Origin of the sequence: Sphingomonas sanguinis NBRC 13937, from assembly GCF_001591005.1 — a bacterium.
GTDB lineage: Bacteria > Pseudomonadota > Alphaproteobacteria > Sphingomonadales > Sphingomonadaceae > Sphingomonas > Sphingomonas sanguinis.
The window spans coordinates 106227-121643 of the sequence record NZ_BCTY01000002.1; the positions used below are offsets into that span (position 1 = coordinate 106227).

The 15417-nt window shown below is 65.6% G+C and carries 14 protein-coding genes; 7 read left to right on the forward strand and 7 right to left on the reverse strand.

Features of this window, described 5'->3' with window-relative positions; translation table 11 throughout:
• Positions 1-50 precede the first annotated feature (50 nt).
• Positions 51-1091, forward strand: coding sequence for a LacI family DNA-binding transcriptional regulator (locus tag SSA01S_RS02040; protein ID WP_082794881.1), 1041 nt, complete (start codon positions 51-53; stop codon positions 1089-1091).
• A 207-nt stretch (positions 1092-1298) separates the two neighbouring features.
• Here SSA01S_RS02040 and SSA01S_RS02045 read toward each other — a convergent pair whose 3' ends face one another.
• From SSA01S_RS02045 to SSA01S_RS02055, 3 genes are all read right to left on the reverse strand, one after another.
• On the reverse strand, positions 1299-2294 hold the full coding sequence (locus tag SSA01S_RS02045) for a glycoside hydrolase family 43 protein (protein WP_061778993.1): 996 nt from the start codon (positions 2292-2294) through the stop codon (positions 1299-1301).
• Positions 2295-2308: 14 nt separating this feature from the next.
• Positions 2309-5287: a TonB-dependent receptor plug domain-containing protein gene (locus SSA01S_RS02050; protein ID WP_156477627.1), complete on the reverse strand. Its 2979-nt coding sequence runs from the start codon at positions 5285-5287 to the stop codon at positions 2309-2311.
• Positions 5288-5570: 283 nt separating this feature from the next.
• The gene (locus SSA01S_RS02055) at positions 5571-6038 is read right to left on the reverse strand and encodes a Fur family transcriptional regulator (RefSeq protein WP_058716072.1); all 468 of its coding nucleotides are present in this window, start codon (positions 6036-6038) and stop codon (positions 5571-5573) included.
• 98 nt (positions 6039-6136) lie between these two features.
• Between SSA01S_RS02055 and SSA01S_RS02060 the strand changes: the two genes are divergently transcribed.
• From SSA01S_RS02060 to SSA01S_RS02080, 5 genes are all read left to right on the forward strand, one after another.
• Entirely contained in the window at positions 6137-7174 is a 1038-nt protein-coding gene (locus SSA01S_RS02060) for a COX15/CtaA family protein (protein WP_240954796.1), read from the forward strand.
• A gap of 140 nt (positions 7175-7314) precedes the next feature.
• Complete coding sequence (gene rplM, locus SSA01S_RS02065) at positions 7315-7794, forward strand: 50S ribosomal protein L13 (RefSeq protein WP_042488064.1); 480 nt, start codon at positions 7315-7317, stop codon at positions 7792-7794.
• On the forward strand, positions 7794-8336 hold the full coding sequence (rpsI, locus tag SSA01S_RS02070; protein ID WP_061778995.1) for a 30S ribosomal protein S9: 543 nt from the start codon (positions 7794-7796) through the stop codon (positions 8334-8336). Before rplM ends, rpsI begins: the two co-directional genes overlap by 1 nt.
• 114 nt (positions 8337-8450) lie before the next feature.
• Entirely contained in the window at positions 8451-9353 is a 903-nt protein-coding gene (locus SSA01S_RS02075) for a DMT family transporter (protein WP_240954945.1), read from the forward strand.
• 93 nt (positions 9354-9446) lie between these two features.
• The gene (locus SSA01S_RS02080; protein ID WP_174521618.1) at positions 9447-10214 is read left to right on the forward strand and encodes a hypothetical protein; all 768 of its coding nucleotides are present in this window, start codon (positions 9447-9449) and stop codon (positions 10212-10214) included.
• Here the strand turns inward: SSA01S_RS02080 and SSA01S_RS02085 are convergent, their stop codons facing one another.
• The 4 genes from SSA01S_RS02085 to lepA all read right to left on the reverse strand — a co-directional run bounded on the left by SSA01S_RS02085 (position 10215) and on the right by lepA (position 14275).
• The gene (locus SSA01S_RS02085) at positions 10215-10820 is read right to left on the reverse strand and encodes an ATP-binding cassette domain-containing protein (protein WP_061778997.1); all 606 of its coding nucleotides are present in this window, start codon (positions 10818-10820) and stop codon (positions 10215-10217) included.
• The gene (gene modB / locus SSA01S_RS02090) at positions 10810-11499 is read right to left on the reverse strand and encodes a molybdate ABC transporter permease subunit (protein ID WP_061778998.1); all 690 of its coding nucleotides are present in this window, start codon (positions 11497-11499) and stop codon (positions 10810-10812) included. Before modB ends, SSA01S_RS02085 begins: the two co-directional genes overlap by 11 nt.
• Before the next feature lie 7 nt (positions 11500-11506).
• Positions 11507-12259, reverse strand: coding sequence for a molybdate ABC transporter substrate-binding protein (gene modA, locus SSA01S_RS02095; RefSeq protein WP_061778999.1), 753 nt, complete (start codon positions 12257-12259; stop codon positions 11507-11509).
• 204 nt (positions 12260-12463) lie between these two features.
• Positions 12464-14275 carry a translation elongation factor 4 gene (gene lepA, locus SSA01S_RS02100; protein WP_061779000.1) on the reverse strand — a complete coding sequence of 604 codons (1812 nt, stop codon included), beginning with the start codon at positions 14273-14275 and terminating at the stop codon, positions 12464-12466.
• Between the two features lie 111 nt (positions 14276-14386).
• Between lepA and SSA01S_RS02105 the strand changes: the two genes are divergently transcribed.
• Positions 14387-15379 (forward strand): SH3 domain-containing protein, encoded by a 993-nt coding sequence (locus tag SSA01S_RS02105; protein ID WP_334316348.1) that lies wholly within the window; start codon positions 14387-14389, stop codon positions 15377-15379.
• The last annotated feature ends 38 nt before the right edge of the window (positions 15380-15417 follow it).

Genomic DNA, 15417 nt, shown 5'->3' on the forward strand with positions numbered 1-15417 from the left:
ACGGCATTCTGTAAATACCGGCCCAACGCGCGCGCCGATGACAGGACAGGATGACCGTGACGAACAGCCGACGGCGCCCACGCGGCGTAACCATCATCGACGTGGCCAAGGAAGCCGGTGTCTCGCCGATGACTGTCTCGCGCGTCATCAACGGCGATCCTGGTGTCCGTGACGAGGTTCGCGCGCATGTCCGCGAAGTCATCACGCGCCTGAACTACACGCCCAATTTGATGGCGCGCAGCCTGGTCACGTCCAGCGAGACGCGGATCGGCGTCATCTATTCCAACCCCAGCGCCGCCTTCATGAGCGAGCTGCTGGTCGGCGTGTTCGAGGAAGCCTCGACCCGCGCGGCGCAGCTGTTCCTGCTGAAGGGCGAACAGGGACGGCCGCCGACGCGCGAGGCGATCCAGGGGCTGATCGACCAGCGTATCGCCGGACTGATCCTGGCGCCGCCGCTGGGCGAGTCGGCGTTCGTGCGCGACATCATTCGCGAGGCGGGGTTGCCGGTCGCGGTGGTCGGCGGCGTGGCCCCCGATGCGATCTGCGTATGGATCGACAATGACCGCGCCGCCTATGACATGACCCGCCATCTGATCGGCCTGGGCCATCGCCGCATCGGCTTCGTCCACGGCAATCCCGACCAGTCGGCCAGCATCGCGCGCCTCGCGGGGTTTCGCCGCGCGGTCGCCGAGGAAGAAGGCCTCGAAACCCGGATCGTCCAGGGCGATTTCAGCTATGCCTCGGGCCTGAAGGCGGGCGAGGAACTGTTGGAAGCGGAGCGGCCGCCGACCGCCATCTTCGCCAGCAATGACGACATGGCCGCCGCGATCGTCTCGGTGGCGCATCGGCGGCATCTGGACGTGCCGGGCGACCTGACCGTGGTCGGCTTCGACGACAGCACCGTCGCGACGACGCTCTGGCCGCCGCTGACCACGATCCACCAGCCCGTCCGCGCCCTGGCGACCGAAGCGCTGCAAAGGCTGATCCAGGACATTCGGGGCGGAGTATCGGCGACAAACGGCCAGTCGCGTGTCACGGTGCTGGAACATCAATTGATCGAACGCGACTCCACCGCCCCGCCGCGCGCGTAAATCCATTCCTCCCCTGCAAGGGGAGGTGGCAGGGCGAAGCCCTGACGGAGGGGTATCGCCTTCTCGATAGCGAGTGGCAGGCCGGATTGCCCCCGGCAATCCTCGAACCCGCGGGGCGGGTTCGACCTGCCACTCCCCTCCACCATGCTGCGCATGGTCCCGCTCCCCTTGCAGGGGAGGAATGAAAATGACGCCGAAACCCACCCTCTACCGCGCCGATGCCGTTACACCGGCCTGGGTCTGGACCACCGGCTTCATCGTCCCGTCGGGGTTATAATAAAGCCGCTCGACCGTCACCGCGCGACGTCCGATCGCGCCGCTCTGGTCGCCGATCGCCAGCGTCGCATTGTGCAGGAACAGATATGACTTGCCCTTGAAGTCGGCGATGCCGGGATGGATGGTGAAGCTGTACTTGCCCGATCCGGTCAGCAGCCCGCGATAGGTCCACGGCCCCTTCAGCGACGGCGCGGTGGCATAGGAGACATGCTCGTCCCGCTGCGTCGTCCGGTCGAGCGAGGCATAGGTCAGGTAATAGAGCTTGCCGCGCTTGTGCAGCCAGGGCCCTTCCTCGAAATGCGGCGGCGTGATTTCGGTGATCGGGCCGTCGATCTCGATCATGTTGGGTTTCAGCTTGGCGATATAGCATTGCCGGTTGCCCCACGCGATCCAGGTCGTGCCGTCGTCGTCGGTCAGCACGGTCGGATCGATATCCTCCCAGCTGTGCGTGCCCTTGGGCGTCATCTGGTTGGTGATCAGCGCCGATCCCTTGGCATCGACGAAGGGGCCGGTCGGCTTGTCCGAGACCGCGACCGCGATCGCCTTGCCCGGATGGGTGTCATCATGTTCGACCGCGGCATAGAACCAGTATTTGCCGTTCTTATAGACCGCCTGGCTGGCCCAGGCGTCCTTCTTGGCCCATTTGAAGTCCTTCACATTCATGATGGGACCATGCGGCGTCCAGTGGCGCATATCGGTGGTCGAATAGACCAGCCACTCCTTCATGTTGAACATCTCGTCGCGCTGCGCCTCGTCATGCCCGACATAGAGGTACAGCGTGTTGCCAACGACCAAGGGCGCGGGATCGGCGGTAAAGCGGTCGCGAATGATCGGGTTGGACCCCGGGACGCTACGCGGTGCATCGGTCGCGGCCGCCGTCCCCATCAGCACCGCCAGCAACAGCGGCATCATCCTGCGCGCGTTCATCCTGTCATCCCCTCTCAAAAGCTGAACCGCACGCCCGCCCGGAACACCCGTCCGAGCACGTCGTACAGCGCCGGGTTGACGAAATAGGGCGACCGCGCCGGATCGCGATTAAATACGTTATCGACCTTGAAATAAGCGGTGACCGCCTTGGTCACATTATAGGTGCCGCCGATGTCGAAATAGAAGGCGCCGGGGATGAAGTTGTCGTCGATCGTCGGCCGATTGGCGGTCGAGGCGGGGCAGCCGGTCGTGCACTGGACATATTGGTTGCCCAGCTTGCCATCGCTGAACCAGCGCTCCTGCAATAGCAGCGACCAGTCGTCGGTGGCATAGGTCTGCACCGCCAGCCACTTCCACTTCGGCGTGTTGCCGATGTTCACGCCCGCCGTGTCGTTCGGGATCGTATTGGGCAGACCGGTGTCGGTGATGAAGCGCCGGATATTGGTCGCCAGCGCGCGTAGCGTCAGATTGCCCGGCAGGCCAAGCGGATTGCGCCAGCGATAGCTCGCCTCGATATCGAAGCCGTCGGTCAGGATCGACGCCAGGTTGAACGACTGAACGTTGATGAAGTTGGGGCCATTCGGGTTATTCAGGTTGAACACACCGCAGGTCTCGGGCGCGATGTTCAGATAGCACAGGTTGACGATGTCCTGCGCGCCCAGGCTGGAGATCACGTCGGTGATCTTGATCTTGTAATAGTCCACCGACAGGCTGAGGCCCGGGATCGCCTGCGAGTTGGAGAAGGCGATGCCCAGCGTGGTGTTGCGCGCGATCTCGGGCGTCAGGTTGACGTTGCCGATGGTGTTCTGAAGCGCCAGCACATTGACGTTGCGGAAGGGATCGAAAAAGCCCGGCAGCGTCGTGGTGACGGGCGCGGCGAACAGTTCCGACAGGTTGGGCGCGCGGACATCGCGCGAGGTCACGCCGCGAATACGCAGGCCATCGACCGGCAGGTCCCAGGTGCCGCCGATCTTCCACGCCCAGACGGTGCCCGAGGTGCTGTAGTCGGTGACACGCACCGCGCCGTTGATATTGGCACGGCCGCCGGCGTCCGAGTTGATGACCGGCAGGTTCGCCTCGACGAAGGCCTCCTTCACGCTATAGGCGCCGCTGCCGTTCTTGTAATTGCCCGCATACCAGTTGTTGCCGTCCGCCAGCAGCGCCGGGTCGGCCGGGTAGTTCGCATTGGCCGGGCTGTTGGCGAAGCCCGCGCCGTAAGGATCGGCGCGCACGCGGTAGAATTCGTGGCGGAACTCGCCGCCGAATGCGACCGATACCGGCCCCGCCCAGGACGAGAAGGGCGACCCCGAGAAGTTCAGGCTGATGACGTCCTGCGTCTGGCGGGTCCGCTGATATGGGCCATATTGCGGCATGATATAGCTGATCGCTGCGGCCGACGGATTGCCGCCGAAGATGTTGAGCGGCTGACACCCGTTAGTGCGCGCGGTGGCGTCGGCGCAGACGATCGCGCCGTTCAGCGTCGTCGCGTTGATCGCCTGGTTGAAGCGGCGGGACAGCATGATGTTGCTGACATCGACATCCGTATAGTTGGTGCCGTGTTCGAAATACATGTCGTAGGACCAGTCGGACCCGGCGACGCTCTCCCGCCCCTTGGCGCCCGCGACGAAGCGGAACTGGCGGCGATCGGTATAAACCTGGGTGTTGCCCAGTGCCGCATTGCTAGTGCCGTACTGGAAATTGGTGATCCCCGCCGTGGCGCACTGCGCCTTGACCAGCGCGGGGACATAGGGGTTGGCGCACTGGATGGTCAGGTTCGGTCGGTTCTGCCCACCGACCGGCTGGTTGTTGGTCTTCACCTGGCCGATGTTGATCGTGCCATAGATTTCGCCATTGGGCGCGAAGTCATAGCCGATGCGGCCATAGCTGTTGACGCGCTGGATCTTCGACTGGAGCGAGCGCCCGGCATCGACATTGCCCGACAGGTCGCCGCCCTGGCAGAAGCCCGGCAGACAGCCCCGGACATTGCCCGCCGCGTCGCGCGCGGGCACGCCGTTCGAGCCATATTGGAACTGGAACGGATTGCCCGACTGATCGAAGGCGATGCCCTGAAGCGGCCCGGCGGTGATCAGGCCGTATTTGGTGTAATTGTAGGACTGGGCGTAGTCACGGAACAGATATTGCGGCGACCCGTCGTTCAGAACGTTGCGGTTGATCAGCGTCGACTGGCGGAACCAGTCGCGGCCATTCGCCAGACCGATGCCGAAATCGCCGCCGCCGACGCCGTCCTCATGCGCATATTCGGTGCTGGCGATCACATGCAGGCTGTCATTGAGCAGGCTGGTGCCGCCCGCCAGTTGGACCAGCACCTGCTGATCGTCGCCATAGGTGGTTACGCCGCCCTGGATATTGCCCTTGATCCCCTTGAACCGGGTGTCGGTGATGAAGTTGACCACACCGCCGACCGCATCCGAGCCATAGGAGGCCGAAGCGCCGCCATTGACCACATCGACCCGCTTGATCAGCAGCTGCGGGAACAGGCTGATATCAGGCACGCCGGTCACGTTCGCGCCGACGACGCGCTGGCCGTCGAGCAGGGTCAGCGTGCGGATCGCGCCGACGCCACGCAGCGAGAAGGAGCTGAGGCCCTGCTGACCGCTCGAGGTGCTGAAGGTGTTCGTCGCGGTGCCGGTCGAGCCCTGAAGCGAGGGAAGCTGGGCGACTGTGGTGAAGACGTTGGGCTGTGCGTTGGCGGCGATCTGTTCCTCACCGATCACCGTGGTCGGGGTCGGTGCGGTAAAGCCGCCGGTGGTGATGCGCGAGCCGGTCACGATGATGTCGCGCGCCGCGCCTTCGTCGAGCTGATCGGTCTGGAGTGCGGGGGCCGGATCGGACGGAGCATCCTGCGCTACCTGGTTCGGCGTGACCTGTGCCCAGGCCGGTGCGGCCATCATTCCGCCCGCCAGAACCATCAGGCTGGCCGCGCCCAAGGCGTGACGGCGCAGCCGCCGGGTGTGCGTTCCCGTCTTCATCATGATCCTCATCCCTTTTGATTCTGTTTTTCTGGTAACGTTACCAGCATTCATCCCGCGTTTTTTCCGGCATGTCAATGTTGCAAAATGACACGTACGTTAGGCGGGCGGGTTTGAAAGGATGAGCGACTGTCTCGCGCAAAGCGCGTGATCCTCCCCGGCACGGGGCGGGGGACCAGCGAATCTGGTGGAGGGGGCGTCCCCCAAACGATGACCTTTGAGGAAGTCCCCCTCCGTCAGCGCTGTGCGCTGCCACCTCCCCGTACCGGGGAGGAGTTTTGAAGGCTCAGCCCTTGGAACAGTCCGCGCAGCGACCGCGCACCTCGATAACGGGCCGCTCCGGGCGAAACCCTGCGCCGACGGCGGCATCGCGGACCGCGCCGGTCAGGCGATCATCGTCGATATGCGTGATCTGCCCGCATGTATCGCAGACCAGGAAGATGCAGTCGTGCAGGCAGTCGGGATGCGCGTTGGCGACATAGGCATTGGCGCTCTCCACCCGGCGGGCCAGATTGGCCCCGACGAAAAGGTCGAGGATGCGATAGACGCTGTTCGCCGCCACGCGCCGCCCCTGCGACTGCGACATGACATCGGCGATGTCATAGGCCGAGGCGGGCTTGTCGAATCCGGCCAGCGCCTCGAACACGCTCGCGCGCATCGCCGTCCACTGCTCCCCGGCGCGTTCCAGCGTAGCCTTGGCCGCAACGGAGAGGTCGGCCCCCTGGGGCTCCTGATGGGTGTGAGCATGCGCCATGGAGGGGATTTAGGCGGTGCCGCCCCGGCGGGCAAGGTCCCGGCGGCGGGGCATTCGGTCCACTATCGCACGCGGATGCGAAACCCTATGAGAGCATCATGCTGCAACCGAGCCCTGCCTTCATGATTACCGCCCGCCCCCGCAGCCTCGCCCGCTGGCTCTTTGCGGTCGCCGGACTGATCGTCGCCATGGTCGTGGTCGGCGGGATCACGCGCCTGACCAATAGCGGTCTGTCGATCACCGAGTGGAAACCGATCACCGGCATCGTGCCGCCGCTGACCGACGCGCAGTGGCAGGCCGAGTTCGCCAATTACAAGCGTATCCCCGAATATTGGACCTTCAACCGCGACATGACGCTGGCCGGGTTCAAGGCGATCTTCTTCTGGGAATATCTGCACCGGGTGCTGGGCCGGGTCATCGGCATGGCCTTCGCCCTGCCCCTGATCTGGTTCTGGGCGAGGAAAGCCATTCCGGTCGGCTATAAGCCGCGGCTCGTCGCGCTGCTGGCGCTGGGCGGGCTGCAGGGCGCAATCGGCTGGTGGATGGTCGCCTCGGGTCTGGTCGAGCGGACCGACGTCAGCCATATCCGGCTGACGGTCCACCTGCTGACTGCATTGTTCATCCTGGCGGGCATCGTGTGGACCGCGCTCGACCTGATGGCGCTGCATCGCAACCGGCTGGCGGCCCCTGCCCGGCTGACACTGCTGGGCGCAGGCGCGGTGCTGACGCTGTTCGTCCAGCTGATGTTCGGCGCGCTGACCGCCGGGCTGGATGCGGGCTATGCCTTTTCCAGCTGGCCGCTGATGGGCGACGCGTGGTTCCCGGCAGGCACGCCGATGATGTCGCCCGCCATCGCCAATGTCTTCGACAATCCGGTGGTGGTGCAGTTCATCCATCGCTGGTTCGCCTTGGCGGCGGCGGGGATGCTCGTCTGGATGGCGGCGCGGGCGATCCGGGGCGGCGCATTGCGGGCTGGCTGGCTGGTCATCGTGCTGGTCGCGGTCCAGATCGGCCTGGGCATCGCCACGCTTTTGTCGGGTGTGCAGATCGATATCGCGGTCGCGCATCAGGCCAATGCCGCGCTCCTCCTAATCGCCGCGACCGCCGCCGCACACCGACTGGGACGCGCCGGCTAAAACCATAAGGTATTATAATACCCGTCAGCAAAGCCCCACTTTGCTTGACATTTCGGGGGTGCTCCAGCATTGGACCCTCGTTCGCGCCGTCCGGATTTACGGGCGGCGTGTTGCATTTCAAACCGAAAGGTCTCACGCCCATGAAGGCGCTCATGAAGACCACCAAGGCGGCCAAGCCGCACGAGGTGGAGAAGAAGTGGCATATCGTCGACGCCGATGGTCTGGTTGTCGGCCGTGCCGCCACCATCATCGCGAACATCCTGCGCGGCAAGCACAAGACGTCGTTCACCCCGCACGTCGATTGCGGTGACAATGTCATCGTCATCAACGCGGACAAGGTGCGCTTCACCGGCAACAAGCTGGGTCAGAAGGTGTACTACAAGCACACCGGTTATGCCGGTGGTATCAAGGGCATCACCGCCGCCAAGGTCCTGGAAGGCCGCTTCCCCGAGCGCGTCCTGGAAAAGGCCGTCGAGCGCATGATCCCGCGTGGCCCGCTGGGCCGTCAGCAGATGCGCAACCTGCGTATCTTCGCCGGCACCGAGCATCCGCACGCCGCTCAGAACCCCGAAGTCCTCGACATCGCGTCGATGAACCGCAAGAACAAGGTGGGCGCATAATGTCCGATAACCGCCAGTCGCTCGCCGATCTCGGCGCCACCCTGAACCAGCAGGCCGCTGCCGCTCCGGCGCAGACCGCCGCTGCCGGTGAAGCGCCCGCCGCTCCCGCCGAGCGCGTCAGCACCACCCCGCTGCGTCAGCAGGAACTGGACAAGTTCGGCCGCGCCTATGCGACCGGCCGTCGTAAGGACGCCGTCGCTCGCGTCTGGCTGAAGCCGGGTTCGGGCAAGATCACGATCAACGGTCGTGACCAGGAAGTGTATTTCGCACGTCCGACGCTGCGTCTCGTCATCAACCAGGTGTTCGGCATCACCGAGCGCGAAGGTCAGTATGACGTGATCTGCACCGTCAAGGGCGGCGGTCTGTCGGGCCAGGCCGGTGCGGTCAAGCACGGCATCAGCCAGGCGCTGACCAAGTTCGAGCCGGTTCTGCGCGCTCCGGTCAAGGCCGCTGGCTTCCTGACCCGCGACAGCCGTACCGTCGAGCGTAAGAAGTATGGCCGCGCCAAGGCGCGTCGCAGCTTCCAGTTCTCGAAGCGCTAATCGCGGGCATCCTCGGATTGCGCAAGCAATCCGAGGACTCGCTGCGAAGCACGAAGGAGCGGTCCGGCAACGGGCCGCTCTTTTCGTTTGGGGCATGCCACGCCCTACCACCGGATGAACGCACCCATGTCGAACCCCTTGTGGATTCCCGCCACCATCGCCGCCTCGGTCTTCCAGGTCGGGCGCAACGCCTTGCAGCGTGGGGTCATGTCGTCCTCCGGCCCGTGGGGCGCGACGCTGGTCCGGTTCCTGTTCGGCCTGCCCTTCTCGATCCTGTTCGTCACGGTCGGCCATTTCGTCATGCCGGGGGCCGATCTTCACTGGAGCGGCGCTTTCTGGTTGTCGGCCATCGTCGGCGCCACGTCGCAGGTCCTGGCGACCGCTGCCCTGCTCGACGCGATGCAGCGCTCGGGCTTCGCGGTCGGCACCGCGCTCCAGCAGAGTTCGCTGCCGCTGGCGGCCCTGCTTGGCCTGATCGTCTATCAGGACCGGATCAGCACCATCGCCTGGGTCGGTGTCGTCATCACGACCATCGGGCTGGTCGCCCTGTCCTGGCCGCCGCCCGAGCAGCGCCGGGCGTCACTGATCGGGGCGGCGATGGGACTGGCATCGGGTCTGTTCTTCGGCTTCTCGCTCAACGCCTTTCGCCATGCCGCGCTGGCGCTGGACCCCGCGCACCCGGTCTTTGCCGCGCTGGTCTGCGTCGCCGTCGTTCAGGCGATGCAGACCGTCGCGATGAGCCTGATCCTCGCTTGGCGCGATCCGGCGACCTTGGCCGAGGTGGCGCGACGCTGGCGGCCGTCGCTGGGCGCGGGGCTGTGCGGGGCCTGCGCCTCGGCGGGCTGGTTCGTGGCGCTCGCTTTGTCCCCCGCCGCGCCGGTCCGGGCGTTGGGCATCATCGAAGCGCCGATCGCCGCCATGGCCGGGCATCGCCTGTTTCGCGAGCGACTGGGCGCGCGGCAAATCCTGTCGGGTGTGGCGATCATCGGCGGCGTGCTGCTGACCACCTTGTTCTGACCGAGCCGCACCGGCTGGCATGAGTGTCACCCTGCATTCATGGTCCGGCCACATGCCTTGCTACACTCTACGACATCAGCGGGAGGACGGGCGATGCACGGAGTGATCGGAGCGGCACTGCTGGCCTTGGGCGTGACAAGCGGCGCCGCTGCATCCAAGCCAATACCGTCCGTCGATCTGTCCCAACCCTTCGGCCTGGCTCCCGGGTGGCAGTTGCAGGTGACACAAGGCGCGGATGTCGAGGACCCGCTGGGCGATCAGGTGCCGGGGCCGCTTCACCTGTGCCTTACCCGTGATGGGGGCAAGACCTGCCGCCCGGCACTCGACGACATGGTCGCGTCGGCTGGCGACAAGGGTATGTTTTTCCAGCCGCACTTCCTGCTGGCCACGCGGATCATCCATCCCCGCCCCGACCGCCCGCTCCTCTGGGTCGAGGCGGCGAGCATGTACGGCGTCAACGGCGATCAGCGTGTCGGTCGCGTCGTCCTGAGCTACGACCGGACCCGCGACGGCTTTGTTCGCGTCTTTCAACTGATGACCGGCCATAACAACAATCAGGAGGTCCGCTACATCGCCAAGGGCCCGTTGCAAGGCGCGATCGTGTCCGCCGAACCGACCGGGAACGCGCCCTTCGGCTTCTGGATGACCGTCTACCGCCTGGGGTCGGCGGGCCGCTATGCGCCGGTGCTGCGCTATCGCAGCGGCACGCGCTATGGCGACGGCAATTCGCTGGCGGTCATCGATTCCGAAATGCCCGAGATTCAGCGCCGTCTGAACCTGTGGCGGCCGGGCCAGCCGCTTCCCCTGCCCGATCGCGCCTGCGCCCGGCCGCATCTGGTCCGCCAGATATTGTGGTGCTGATCAGAGCCTGACGATATCCGTGGCGATCCGCTCGGCCTCTTCGGGATCGTGCGTCACCATCAGGATCGGGATGCCGGTCCGGTCGCGCACCGCGGCCAGCGCGTCGAGTATTTCCCCCCGCCGTGCCCGGTCGAGCGAGGACAAGGGCTCGTCCAGCAGCAACACGCGCGGATCGCTGAGCAAGGCCCGGCCGATGGCAACCCGCCTTGCCTCGCCGCCGGACAGGCTGCGCGGCCAGCGATCGAGCAGATGGCCGATTCCCAGCATCGCGATCACGCCGTCCCAGTCGCCCCCGCCCCGCGTCATGCCATAGCGCAGATTGGCCGCGACCCGTCGGTGCGGGAACAGGCGCGGTTCCTGAAAGACATAGCCGATACGGCGATGCTCGGGGCGGACGTTGATCCGTGTCGCGGTATCGAACAGGATTTCGCCCGCGACCCGCACATGGCCCGTGTCCGGCCGGACGAGCCCCGCGACCATTTGCAGGATGGTGGTCTTGCCGACTCCCGACGGCCCGAACAACACGGTCGCGCCCGGTCCGGTGGCGAAGCAGGCCGAAATTCGCACCTCGCCACGTCGCACCGTGACGTCGACATCAAAGGACATGCAACCCTCGCCCCATCCGCCGCGCCAGCCATTCGGAGGCGACCAGTGCGACCAGCGACAGCCCGACCGACACGCTGGCCAGCCGCCATACCATCTCTTCGCCGCCCGGCCGCTGAAGCGCGGAATAAATGGCGAGCGGCAGGGTCGCCGTCTCGCCGGGCACGTTGGAGACGAAGGTGATCGTCGCCCCGAACTCCCCGATCGAGCGCGCAAAGCCTAGCACCAGCCCCGCCAGGACACCGGGTGCACAGAGCGGCAGGGTGATGGTGGCGAAGACCCGTGCCCGCCCCGCCCCCAATGTCCGGGCGGCCTGCTCCAGCCGGGGGTCGACCGCCTCAATCGACAGGCGGATGGCGCGCACGACCAGCGGCAACGCCATGACCCCCGCCGCGATGGCCGCCCCCGTCCAGCGGAACAGCACGCTGACCCCGAACCACTCCGCCAGCCAGCGTCCGACCGGCCCCTCCGGTCCGAAGGCGAGCAGCAGCACCCAGCCGGTGACGACCGGCGGGACGACCAGAGGAAGGTGCACGATCCCGTCGAGCAGCACCCGCCCCGGAAACCGCCCCCGCGCCAAGGCCCAGGCCAGGACGAACGCGATCGGCAGCGTTACGAGCATCGCCGTGCCGCCGACCAGCAGCGACAGGCGAACGATCCCCCATTCCTCGGCCGACAGCATCAGGCAATCATCGCGCTTGGAAACCGAACCGGCGGAAGATCGCCTTGCCTTCGCCCGACAACAGGAAGCGGCGAAAGCCCTCGCCCTCCGGATTGGTCGAGGCTTTCAGCCGGGCCAGCGGATAGGTGATCGGCGGATGGCTCGCCACCGGGAACAGTCCGACGACATGGACACGCGGCGACGCCTTGGCATCGGTGGCATAGACGATGCCATAGGGGGCCGCTCCGCGCTCGACGAGGGCCAGCGCCGCGCGGACATTCTCGGCGCGCACGACATGGGGTGCGACCATCGTCCAGGCGCCGAGTTTCTCGAGCGCGGCCCTGCCATATTTGCCGGCGGGCACGCTGTCGGTATCCGCCATGGCGAGCGGCCCGGCGGAGAGCGTCTTACCCAGCGTGCGCGTGGTCACCTGTCCGCCTTTGCCGGTGGGGGCGATCACGACCAGGCGATTGCCCAGAAAGGCGCTGCGGGTCCGATCGGCGAGCAGGCCCTGCTTTTGCAGGACGTCCATCCATTCCTCATCGGCGGATGCGAACAGATCGGCCTTGCCGCCCGCCTGCACCTGCCGCGCGAGCGCCGAAGAGGCGGCAAAGGAGATGACAGGGCGCGGATGCCCCTTCTTCGCCCAGGCATCGGCCGCGGCGGTCATCGATTCCTGAAGGCTGGCGGCGGCCAGGACCAGCGGTGCTCGGTCCTGCGCGAGAACCGGTGCCGACACGCACAATGCGCCGATCAGCGCGGCTAGTCGCAATCCCATCATCGGCGTTCCCCTTTTCGCCTTGATGGCGTCAATGGGCTGTAACGCACAAGGAACGATTTTATTCCTTTGATCTTCCCCGGCACGGGGAGGTGGCAGCCCGAAGGGCTGACGGAGGGGGGCTTCCCGAAAGGACGTCCCTTGTGGCGAGCCCCCTCCACCATGCTTCGCATGGTCCCCCTCCCCTTGCAGGGGAGGAATGAAGGTTTACGCCTCGTCGCCCATGCGGAGCGCGGCGATGAAGGCTTCCTGCGGGATGCTGACCGAGCCATACTCGCGCATCTTCGCTTTGCCCTTTTTCTGCTTTTCCAGCAGTTTGCGCTTACGTGTTGCGTCACCGCCGTAACATTTCGCGGTCACGTCCTTGCGCATCGCGCTGATCGTCTCGCGCGCGATCACCTTGCCGCCGATCGCCGCTTGGATCGGGATCTTGAACAGGTGGCGCGGGATCAGTTCCTTCAGCCGCTCGCACATACCGCGCCCGCGCGTCTCGGCGGTGCCGCGATGGACGATCATCGACAGCGCGTCGACCGGCTCTTCATTGACCAGGATCGACATCTTCACGAGGTCGCCCTCGCGATAGCCGATCTGGTGATAGTCGAAGCTGGCATAGCCCTTGGACAGCGACTTCAGCCGGTCGTAAAAATCGAACACGACTTCGTTGAGCGGCAATTCATAGGTCGCCTGCGCCCTGCCGCCGACATAGGTCAGGTTCTTCTGAATACCGCGCCGGTCCTGGCACAGTTTGAGGATCGAGCCGAGATATTCGTCGGGAACGTAGATGGTCGCCTCGATCCACGGCTCGCTGATCGATGCGATCTTGTTGGGATCGGGCATGTCGGCCGGGTTGTGCAGGTCGATCTGGCCGCCGTCATGGCTCAGCTCGATCTGATAGACCACCGACGGCGCGGTGGTGATCAGGTCGAGGTCGTACTCGCGGGTCAGTCGCTCCTGGATGATCTCCAGATGCAGCAGGCCCAGGAAGCCGCAGCGGAAACCGAAGCCCAGCGCGGCCGAGGTTTCCATCTCGAAGCTGAACGAGGCGTCGTTCAGCCGCAGCTTGCTGATCGACTCGCGCAGCTTCTCGAAATCGTTGGCGTCGACCGGGAACAGGCCGCAGAACACGACCGGCTGGACTTCCTTGAAGCCTGGCAGCGCCTGTTCGGTCGGCTTCTTGGCGTCGGTCAGCGTGTCGCCGACGCGCGCCTGCGCCACGTCCTTGATCTGCGCGGTGATGAAGCCGATTTCGCCCACGCCCAGCTCGGTCAGCTGCTCGATCTTGGGCCGGAAACAGCCGACCCGGTCGATCAGATGGGTGGTGCCCGCCTGCATGAACTTGATCTGCTGCCCCTTTTTCAGGGTGCCTTCCATCACGCGAACCAGGATGACGACGCCGAGATAGGGGTCATACCAGCTGTCGACCAGCATCGCCTTCAGCGGCGCGGTCGCATCGCCCTTGGGCGCGGGGATATTCTTGACGATCGCTTCCAGGATGTCGCCGATGCCGATGCCCGACTTGGCGCTGGCGAGTACCGCACCCGAGGCGTCGATGCCGATCACGTCCTCGATCTCGGCGCGGACCTTTTCGGGTTCGGCGGCGGGAAGGTCGATCTTGTTGATCACGGGCACGATCTCATGGTCATGCTCGATCGACTGGTAGACATTGGCCAGCGTCTGCGCCTCGACCCCCTGCGCGGCGTCGACGACGAGCAGCGCGCCTTCGCAGGCGGCGAGCGACCGGCTGACTTCATAGGCGAAGTCGACATGGCCCGGCGTGTCCATCAGGTTTAGCGTATAGGTCTCGCCATCCTGCGCCTTATACGCCAGGCGCACGGTCTGCGCCTTGATGGTGATGCCGCGTTCCTTCTCGATCTCCATATTATCGAGAACCTGCTCGCTCATCTCGCGGTCGGTCAGGCCGCCGGTGAACTGGATCAGGCGATCGGCCAGTGTCGACTTACCATGGTCGATATGCGCGATGATGGAGAAGTTGCGAATCTTGTCGAGCGGCGTGGTCATAATCCCGCAGCGCCTAGCCTGTCCTGCGCCAGAGTGCTAGACGCCTGCCGCAGGATGCACGGTCGGGGGGCTGCAATCCCTGGGATCGTGCGCGTTGTTGGGGAGCATAGCGTGATCAAATCGTCCGTCGCCACCGTTATCGCCAGCCTGGGCCTTATCGCCGCCGGCCCGCTCAGTGCACAAAAGCTGGCCAAGCCGACCAGTGGACAGCGTCTTCAGGAGGCCACGGCCAATGACGTGCCGCATTGCACGCGCAAACTGGGCACGCTTTCCATCGTCGACGGCGACACGTCCAGCGTGACGGGCGCCTGGAACCTCGCACCTCCGTCCAAGCTGCTCAAGGTTTTGGTCCAGCGTTCGGGCTGCTTCAATCTGGTCGACCGCGGCGCGGGCCTGAACGCAGCGGAGCGCGAACGCGCGCTGGGCGGCAATCTGGGGCTGCAACGCGGGTCGAATGTCGGCCAGGGACAAGTGAAGGCGGCGGACTATGTGCTGGTCGCCGAGGTCCAGGGCGCCAATTCGGACGCCAGCGGCGGTGGAGCGGTGGCGGGGATCGGCGGCCTGCTCGGCGGGCGCGTCGGCGGTCTGCTCGGCGGCATCAAGTCCAAGAAGATGGAGGCCAACACCGTCCTCTCGCTCACCAACGTCCGCACGACCGAGACGATCGCGACCGAGGAAGGCTATGCCGCCAAGAACAACCTGGCGCTGGGCGGCGGCGGCTTCTTCGCGGTCGCAGGGGCCGTGGGCGGTGGTTATGACAATACCGATATCGGTCGCATCGTGACCTTGTCGTTCATCCAGGCCTATTCCAAGCTGGTCAGCGGCCTGGGCCTGCTGACGCCCGGTGCGGCCGGAACGGCGGAAGCGGCCCCCGCCAAGACGTTCACCGCTCAGGCCGATATCGCCCTGCGCAGCAGCGCATCCGCGGCGGGCAAGGTCATCCGCACCATTCCCGCCGGATCGACCGTCTATCCGACGGGCACCAAGAACGGCCTGTGGTGGGAAGTCGCCGACGAGAACGACAATGTCGGCTGGGTGCTGAATACCAAGCTGGCACCGAGCGGCCTTTCGCCGGACCGCCCCTCTCTGCACTATACGCATTGATTCCATGATCCGGGCGGTGGGCCCTCCCGAACGGGATC

Excerpts from the sequence above, each read along its gene's own strand:
- SSA01S_RS02040 (WP_082794881.1), top strand. The coding sequence starts at position 51 with ATGACCGTGACGAACAGCCGACGGCGCCCACGCGGCGTAACCATCATC.
- SSA01S_RS02045 (WP_061778993.1), bottom strand. The coding sequence starts at position 2,294 with ATGAACGCGCGCAGGATGATGCCGCTGTTGCTGGCGGTGCTGATGGGG.
- SSA01S_RS02050 (WP_156477627.1), bottom strand. The coding sequence starts at position 5,287 with ATGATGAAGACGGGAACGCACACCCGGCGGCTGCGCCGTCACGCCTTG.
- SSA01S_RS02055 (WP_058716072.1), bottom strand. The coding sequence starts at position 6,038 with ATGGCGCATGCTCACACCCATCAGGAGCCCCAGGGGGCCGACCTCTCC.
- SSA01S_RS02060 (WP_240954796.1), top strand. The coding sequence starts at position 6,137 with ATGCTGCAACCGAGCCCTGCCTTCATGATTACCGCCCGCCCCCGCAGC.
- rplM (WP_042488064.1), top strand. The coding sequence starts at position 7,315 with ATGAAGGCGCTCATGAAGACCACCAAGGCGGCCAAGCCGCACGAGGTG.
- rpsI (WP_061778995.1), top strand. The coding sequence starts at position 7,794 with ATGTCCGATAACCGCCAGTCGCTCGCCGATCTCGGCGCCACCCTGAAC.
- SSA01S_RS02075 (WP_240954945.1), top strand. The coding sequence starts at position 8,451 with ATGAACGCACCCATGTCGAACCCCTTGTGGATTCCCGCCACCATCGCC.
- SSA01S_RS02080 (WP_174521618.1), top strand. The coding sequence starts at position 9,447 with ATGCACGGAGTGATCGGAGCGGCACTGCTGGCCTTGGGCGTGACAAGC.
- SSA01S_RS02085 (WP_061778997.1), bottom strand. The coding sequence starts at position 10,820 with ATGTCCTTTGATGTCGACGTCACGGTGCGACGTGGCGAGGTGCGAATT.
- modB (WP_061778998.1), bottom strand. The coding sequence starts at position 11,499 with ATGCTGTCGGCCGAGGAATGGGGGATCGTTCGCCTGTCGCTGCTGGTC.
- modA (WP_061778999.1), bottom strand. The coding sequence starts at position 12,259 with ATGATGGGATTGCGACTAGCCGCGCTGATCGGCGCATTGTGCGTGTCG.
- lepA (WP_061779000.1), bottom strand. The coding sequence starts at position 14,275 with ATGACCACGCCGCTCGACAAGATTCGCAACTTCTCCATCATCGCGCAT.